Annotated in this window: 6 protein-coding genes; 5 read left to right on the forward strand and 1 reads right to left on the reverse strand. The window is 42.0% G+C overall.

What is annotated here, in order from left to right; translation table 11 throughout:
- The first annotated feature begins 23 nt into the window (after positions 1-23).
- Both KWJ01_RS00830 and KWJ01_RS00835 read left to right on the forward strand, forming a co-directional pair.
- On the forward strand, positions 24-1,340 hold the full coding sequence (locus KWJ01_RS00830; RefSeq protein ID WP_224994370.1) for a sugar MFS transporter: 1,317 nt from the start codon (positions 24-26) through the stop codon (positions 1,338-1,340).
- Positions 1,341-1,642: 302 nt separating this feature from the next.
- Entirely contained in the window at positions 1,643-3,190 is a 1,548-nt protein-coding gene (locus tag KWJ01_RS00835) for a glycoside hydrolase family 31 protein (RefSeq protein ID WP_224994371.1), read from the forward strand.
- A gap of 146 nt (positions 3,191-3,336) precedes the next feature.
- On the opposite strand, the gene KWJ01_RS00840 is transcribed toward KWJ01_RS00835, so the two are convergent.
- The gene (locus KWJ01_RS00840) at positions 3,337-3,618 is read right to left on the reverse strand and encodes a hypothetical protein (RefSeq protein ID WP_224994372.1); all 282 of its coding nucleotides are present in this window, start codon (positions 3,616-3,618) and stop codon (positions 3,337-3,339) included.
- Between the two features lie 113 nt (positions 3,619-3,731).
- Between KWJ01_RS00840 and KWJ01_RS00845 the strand changes: the two genes are divergently transcribed.
- From KWJ01_RS00845 to tnpB, 3 genes are all read left to right on the forward strand, one after another.
- Positions 3,732-6,953: a right-handed parallel beta-helix repeat-containing protein gene (locus KWJ01_RS00845; RefSeq protein ID WP_224994373.1), complete on the forward strand. Its 3,222-nt coding sequence runs from the start codon at positions 3,732-3,734 to the stop codon at positions 6,951-6,953.
- A 541-nt stretch (positions 6,954-7,494) separates the two neighbouring features.
- Complete coding sequence (locus KWJ01_RS00850) at positions 7,495-7,776, forward strand: IS66 family insertion sequence element accessory protein TnpB (RefSeq protein WP_224994374.1); 282 nt, start codon at positions 7,495-7,497, stop codon at positions 7,774-7,776.
- A gap of 56 nt (positions 7,777-7,832) precedes the next feature.
- The coding region (tnpB, locus tag KWJ01_RS00855) for an IS66 family insertion sequence element accessory protein TnpB (protein ID WP_255650980.1) at positions 7,833-8,104 on the forward strand (272 nt) is incomplete at its 3' end.

Here is an 8,104-nt window from a genome sequence, read left to right on the forward strand (position 1 = left end):
TAAATAATCTAAATCTTTATATTTTGACAAATATACTACAACAGCGTCCGGCCACAGAGGAAAAAGTAGTACTTCAGGACCGGAAAGGAATAAACCCTATCCTGATTATAGGTGCTTTATTTTTCATATTCGGGTTTATCACCTGGTTAAATTCAGTACTGATTCCCTACCTGAAGATAGCCTGTGAACTAAATAACCTAGAGTCCTATCTGGTTGCCTTTGCTTTTTACATTGCCTACCTGGTGATGGCAGTACCCTCTGGCTGGGTGCTTAACTTTTCAGGTTACAAAAAAGGAATGTCCCTGGGCTTGGTTGTAATAGCAGTGGGTGCCATCATCTTTATTCCTGCTGCCCTAACCCGACAGTATTTGTTTTTCCTGTTTGGCCTGTTTGTGCAGGGTACAGGGCTGGCTTTGCTGCAAACTGCTTCTAACCCATACATTACGATTATCGGACCAAGGGAAAGTGCTGCAAAACGGATCAGTATCATGGGTATCTGCAATAAATTTGCGGGTGCCCTCGCGCCGATTGTGCTAGGAGCTATCGCCTTGAGTGATGTTGATCATCTCGTAGACGCAGAAGGTTTTACAAGTGCGAGTGCAAGCACACAGGAACTGGATGCCCTGGCAGCCAGGGTGATCATACCTTATATGATTATTGCTGCTGTACTAGTGGTTCTGGCGTTGCTGGTGTATTTCTCCAGCTTGCCAGAAATAGATGCTGATAAGGAAGAAGAGGGTGTTACACAGGCTGCAACAGCAAAAAAGAGTGTGTTGCAGTTTCCGCATTTGCTCCTGGGAGCCATAACATTGTTTCTTTATATAGGTGTGGAAGTGCTGGCAGGTGATTCAATTATCAGTTACGGAGGTGCTGAAGGTATTTCATTGGAAACAGCTAAATTTTTTACCACCGCAACTCTTGTTGCGATGATTGTGGGCTACATCATAGGCATCATCTGCATTCCTAAATACATGAGCCAGGAAAAGGCATTGCTGTACTCAGGTGCCCTTGGCACTTTACTTTCCCTTGTGGTCATCTTTACGGAAGGATATGTTTCGGTTTCTGCCCTTGCGCTGCTTGGCTTGGCCAATGCTTTGGTATGGCCTGCTATCTGGCCTATGGCACTTAACGGCCTTGGTCGTTTTACAAAGGCTGGTTCTTCGCTCCTCATCATGGGCATCGCAGGAGGGGCGCTTATCCCCCTGCTTTATGGACAGCTGGCTGATATGTTTTCTGCAAGGGATGCGTATTGGATACTGGTGCCCTGCTACCTGTTTATTTTTTACTATGCCTTGAAAGGACATAAAGTGGGTATCATAAAAGGCAGGCCTAAGCTCTGATAGCCTAATATATTTCTGTTTTAGTTAAAAAAGATTGGTGTAGTTGGATCAACTGGCTTGCTTGCAGCTTAGGCATTGGTTCAAGAGATAGTATCCATTTGTACAACAACATGCCGGATAGGTTGATTAATCTCCTGGTCAGGGCAAAATAGCATTATAATAGGAAGGTTTCGTAAGGGTTCACTCTGTCCAAGTAGTCAAGGTTTTAAATGGTAGCAAATCAATCTTATATGTATTTACTAAACAAAAGCGGAAGCATTATTAATAAAGCAATCTTACTTCTTGTCTTTTCTGTAACATGCATGCTTCATAAAGGTCTTGCTCAGACCATTTCTGATACTACTACCCTTACGTTACTTCCAGGTGAACATTGGTGGGGTGGAGTGGTAAGGGACGGGCATTTAATGCCATTCGATTCAGCCTACTCCATTGATTTATGGGCAAATAATCAGGGAAACCAAATACAACCCCTGCTGCTTTCTGATAAAGGCCGGGTAATATGGTCGGAGTCGCCAATTAAATATGCCATTGCCTCTGGTACCATAAAAGTAGCTTCATACGGATCAGAAATAAAGTTCGCGCACCCTGACCGTAGCAGAACCCTAAAGGATGCCTTTCAATATGCCTCCCAAAAGTATTTTCCTGCATCTGGTAAATTGCCCCATCAGTTACTTTTTACAAAGCCACAGTACAACACCTGGATCGAACTAACTTATAACCAGAATCAGAACGACATACTCACCTATGCAAATAAGATAGTTGAAAATGGGCTTCCCGCAGGTGTTCTGATGATTGATGATAACTGGCAGGAAAATTATGGGAAATGGCAGTTTCATCCAGGGCGCTTCCATGATCCTAAGCTAATGATTGATTCATTACACCAATTAGGCTTCAAAGTAATGCTTTGGATTTGCCCTTTTGTAAGTGCTGACAGCGACATTTACAGAGCATTGGAAAGCAAAGGTTATTTTATCAATGAAGTGGATACTAAGCTCCCCCTTATTGTGAGATGGTGGAATGGTGCTAGCGCAGTTTTAGATTTCACCAATCCAGGGGCTGTTAGGTGGTTTCAGGAACAGCTTCGTTCCCTAAGTGATACCTACAATGTAGATGGTTTTAAGTTCGATGCAGGAGATAGTTACTTTTACAAAGATCCACTGAAATCTTTCAAAGAAGTTACCCCAAATGAACATACCCTGCTTTTTCAGCAGTTTGGCCTGGATTACCCCCTGAATGAATACAGGGCAACCTGGAAAATGGGGGGTCAGCCTTTGGTGCAAAGGCTTCATGATAAAGGTCACAACTGGAACGATCTGCAGAAACTGGTTCCGCAAATAGCACTTCAGGGCATTTTAGGTTATCCTTTCAATTGTCCGGATATGATTGGAGGAGGCGAATATGGATCATTCATCAACCTGGATGCTGTTGACCAGGAGTTGGTGGTAAGATCTGCACAGGTTCACGCACTGATGCCGATGATGCAGTTTTCCGTTGCCCCCTGGAGGGTGTTGGATGATAGACATTTCGAAATTGTCAAAAAGGCGGTTGAAGTACGCGACCAGTACCTGCCTGTCATACTTGATCTGGTAGAGAAGGCAGCGCAGAATGGCGAACCAGTAGTGAGGCTTATGGAATATGAATTTCCGGGGCAAGGCTATCATCAAATAAAAGATCATTTCATGCTCGGACGTGATATTCTTGTAGCGCCAGTACTGCAGCAGGGCATCACAACAAGAGCGGTTGTACTTCCCAAAGGAAATTGGGAGTGGAAAGGGAAAACATATAAGGGCGGAAAAACCATCAACATTCAGGTAGACCTGGAGGACATTCCTGTATTCAGCAGAAAGTAAAAGTTTGTGATAATAACTATTTACCTTAGCATCAGCAGGCAAAAAAACTACACGCCATAACCTGCTGCTACCAAAGTACCTTACTGCTGCATGGAATGTTATGTTTTCTGGATACTCACTGTTCCTTTCTACACTTATGATATAGCTTAAGGTACCTGATTTTTTCGGCCTTCCACCCCAGTGGGAAGTAAGGGGGATGCTGAAGCTTTCTGCTGCCTTCCCTCTTTTACATAATAAAAATCATTAAGAGGCTCAGCATCAGAGCGAGCAATTGCTTTTTCTGTAGTGCACTTTACGTGTAAAACTTGATCAGGATCATCAAGTCCATTTGTTCTGTGGCATCTTACCTTCAAGATACGCTGCTCATTTCTATGCATATCGCAAAAAACTCCACCGCTGCCTCTTTCAGTATTTGCATTATAGATCAAAAAAAAACTATAAATAATTTATAGCGAAAGGTATTGTAAGTAAAACAGTTTTCTTTAAATTATCATATCCTTATTTATCAACTAATTTTTTTGTACTATTAACCCGTCATGCTATGAAATTAAAACTTTTACTTTCATTTACTTTTACTTTACTCATGATGGGGCCTGTACGCTCACAGGTCAGGCCTACAAACTTGTATGTAGATGCCTCCTTTAGCGGCACTGTTTCTGATGGCTCCTTACAAAATCCTTTCACTACTATTCGGGCAGCTTTGGATTATCGGCAAGCATTAGGAGTCTCTGGCATGACTGAGGATGAAGCAATTATTGTAAAATCAGGAAACTATTATCCCAGCCCAAGTGACATGATCATTATTAACCAGCACAATAGTGGTTATAGTGGAAAATGGTTAACAATCAAATCCGAAGTACCCCTGGGTGCAATTATTAATGGTGATTCACTCTATTACCAGAAATATGCAGCAATTGTGGCCGTCACAGATAGTGCACAGTATGTGCGCCTGGAGGGCTTTATTATTCAAAGCATTAGAAGCAACCCCACCTTGGCCACATGGAAGGCATCAGAGACCGACATGGAATATACTGCCTCTACTCCCACAATTCCCATTGAGATAGCTGAAGGAGTGGTGGCCAAAAATCTGTTTGGGGAAACCCTATATGATGGAAGAAAGGATGTTAAGTATGGGATTCAGGTTGCTATGGATGCACGACACATACAAATACTCAATAATGAAGTAAGAGATATTTCCTGGACTAGCGCCGTTGATCCTTTTGATGCGGACAATGATCTTTCAGAGACAGAGAAGAATATATTAAGAGGTGCATGGCCTTCCGATAATGCCGGCCCTATCAGTGTACTGGGATCAGATCGTGATGCAATGGAAAACATTATCATCCGGGGCAATCATGTACATCACTGTATACCAGGCTGGACAGAAGCTGTAACAGTAAATGGATATGTGGTAGGATTTGAGATTTCAGAGAATGAAGTGCATGATATCCGTAATATAGGGATAGTGGCAGCCGGTAATTATACCTGGGTAGTGAATGATCCAAATTTTAGTACCCCAGCTTCGGAAAACTATGCAAGAAATGGGTTGATAAGTGGAAATAAAGTGTATGAGTGTAGGTCACCCATTGCCGTATCTGCCGGGATTTACCTGGATGGGAGCAGCAATGTTGTGGTTGAGAAAAATGAAGTATTCCGTAATCATGTAGGCTTTTCGATAGGGAACGAAACGCACAGCAGCCATTCAGGAGGCCATATCATAAGGAACAATATTTCTCATCATAACCATTGGGCTGGTATGGTATTAGGAAGCAATGGCGAAAATGCGTGGGTAGAAAACGTAAAAGTTTTAGGCAACACTTTTGCTGATAACAATCTCAACCAAACAACTCTACTAGGACAAGTAAATAACTCTACGGGGATCCTAGATCAGGAAAATGGCCTTGTTGTGTTAAAAACATTCACTGGATCAGGAGAAATAATCCTTCAAAAGCTTAGTAACAGCAGCACTGCACCAGGCGCTAAAATAGAGATCAAAAATAATATTTTTAAATCCCGCTCCGGTGTGCTAATTAATGCACTCACTCCATTTAGAACAGATGCTTATAGCAGTGCCGACCTGATTAAATCTAATCTGGAAGATCTTTTGGTAGTGGATTACAACTTTTACTATCCTGCCCCTGGGGAAAATATTAACTACAACTTTTACGGAGCTGGTTTCACTGGTAATACATTTAATTTCGCTAACTACAAAAACGAGACTGGACTTGACCAAAATTCCGGCACCCATGAACTGAGCGCCACCGCCACTTTACCTCCCTTCTTTACAACAACTGGTAACGGAAGTGATGAGTACAGGCTGGTGGATGGGGCTGCAGCAATCAATGCTGGAGATCCAGCTACTGGAACACAAGCTGGAGATTCAGATTTTGCCAATAATGCAAGAATTGCAGATGGACGTGTTGACATAGGTGCTTTTGAAGCCGGAGCGCAAGCTGCAGGTGATGTTGCAGCTGCCATTGATGGGGTAAAAAGCAATCAAGAAAACTACCAGGCGCTACAGACAGGAGTGACACAGGGGGTTTGGAAAAACATTTACGCTTACGATGATAAACATTTTATATATGTGTATGGAGAATATGAAGGCAGTATCCCTGAGTACTCTATATTTATCAATATGAACTCGTCAACAGGCTATCAACATTTGTGGACCGAGAAATCAGATTATTATGTAGATGGTAAACTAAACCTTATGAATGTCTATAGTGCCAACGGTGACCCACAATGGCCTTTCGAAGCAGATACCACAGTAATGACAATCAGGTTTGTAAAAACTGATTCCACCATTGAAGGTCGTATTTCAAAAGAAGCTTTGGGAGTTGGCGACAGCGGGACCGTTGGAATAGGAATTGAAGGCTATAGCAGCAATTGGTCAGAATCGATTGGTTCCATCCCTGTTTCAGGCTCTTCAATGGTTTATCTTATGCTTGATGGTGGCTCTTCTGCGGGTAGCCTGTCTATAGATGGGTACAAAAGCCCGGTTGAAAAATATACAGCCCTTACCACAGGTGTTACAGGAAGTTCATTTAGTAACCTGTATGGATATACAGATGAAGAATACATATATCTCTATGCGGATATCAGTACAAGTGCTCTTTGGGAGTATGAAGTTTACATTAATACAAACAGCGCGACTGGCTTTCAGTATCTATGGAGTGATAAATCCGATTATTTTATAGATGCAAATTACAATGTGTTAAATGAATATGGCAGTGGCGAAAAACCGAAATGGCCGTTTAGCCAAGCGCCATCTTCATCGGGTATCGAATTTGTGAGGACTCCTGCAGCAATTGAAGGTAAAATACTTAAGTCACTAATCAATGTAGGAAATTCAGGCACGATTGGTATAGGGCTGGAAGGACATACAGCCAACTGGGGAAGTAGCTTGGGTGGAGTACCTGTATCGGGGAACATGGTATACCTATCATTAGGAAATAGCTTGAATGAAAGGATTGCTGATATTTCCTTAGATGACAGGGGCGAAGATGCAGATAGATTATTGAAAATATATCCAAATCCTGTTTCTTCTGAAGGGGTGAACATCAGTCATTATCTTGAAATACAGTCACATGTACAAATAGATATTATTGGTATGGATGGTAAGCGATATTATCATTTTGATAAGATCTTACCTGCAGGCAATTATCTTCAAAACGTGCCAAATGAGAATTTGCCAAAAGGTTTGTTGCTGGTGAGAGTAATCACAGCGGGAGAAGTCATCAATAGAAAAATAATAGTAAAATAATGGTGCTAGCGATTTCTAAATATACTCCAGGTGTTGAGGTATAAAAGAATGTATGATATAATAAGATAATGACTTCAATACTGTATAAGAAAAGGTTCAGGGGGAATATCTCTGAACCTTTTATATTGTTTCAATTGATAGTTTCAGAACGATGAATGGATTTTTTTAAGTGACAGGCAATGTTGAACATTCCAGGTGTTTTGAGATTTTTTCAACTACTTTCCCTCCATTATGAAAATGCCGAGAAGGTAGCGATTGACTATGGCTGATCAGTACATTTTTTTTAAGGTTCATTGTTTTACAACACCTACCCCTACTAATGATGGCTATTCTGAATCAATCTTATAGTGTACTTGCACCAGGCCTTTATCAAAAGACCTGCATTCCATAAGTTTCAATTTACTTTCATAATTACCATCCTTGAACAGGCGTGTGCCTCCACCCAGGAGTGTCGGAATAATTGAAATAACGTATTCACCCGACCAATTACATCTTTTCCGGCAGTTGTCAGCAGCATAGCTTTGCTAGAAACGATAAAGCTATGAATATAGAAGAAAAGATGTTTGAGTTGGTGGAGGACTGCCTGCGCAGTGGCAAAACACAGAAGGAATATAGCCAGCAGGCAGGCATAGGCTATGCAAAGTTCAACTACTGGGCGTGCAAGTACAGAAAACAACAGCAGCCTGTGACAACAGCAGGATTTATAAAAGTAGATGCCTTACCCGTTAGTGAAGAACTGGAAATCTGCTACCCCAATGGCGTGAGACTAAACGCAACAGGAGCGGATCTTTCGCTCATCAGCCAACTGATCCGCCTGTACTGATCATGTTTTCACTTAGCTCCTCTAATAGTTATCTGCTTTACAGCCAGCCCTGCGATATGAGGAAAAGCTTTGATGCTTTGTCGGGACTGGTGCGCAATGAACTGCAAAGAGATCCGGCCTCCGGGGGGGTGTATGTGTTTGTGAACCGGAGCCGCAACTGCATCAAGCTGCTTCACTGGGAGAGCGGAGGCTTTGTCTTGTACCGCGATTTCTATGGTTCAATCAAGCGCAGTTGTATAGATTTTTTCATATTTTCTGTTGTCTCTGACGCAGGCAAAGATTCTGTGAATGATCTTGTTTCTAATTGCATTGAGTACAGCCATTTTGC

Origin of the sequence: Cesiribacter sp. SM1 (assembly GCF_020178975.1) — a bacterium.
Taxonomy (GTDB): Bacteria; Bacteroidota; Bacteroidia; order Cytophagales; family Cyclobacteriaceae; genus Cesiribacter.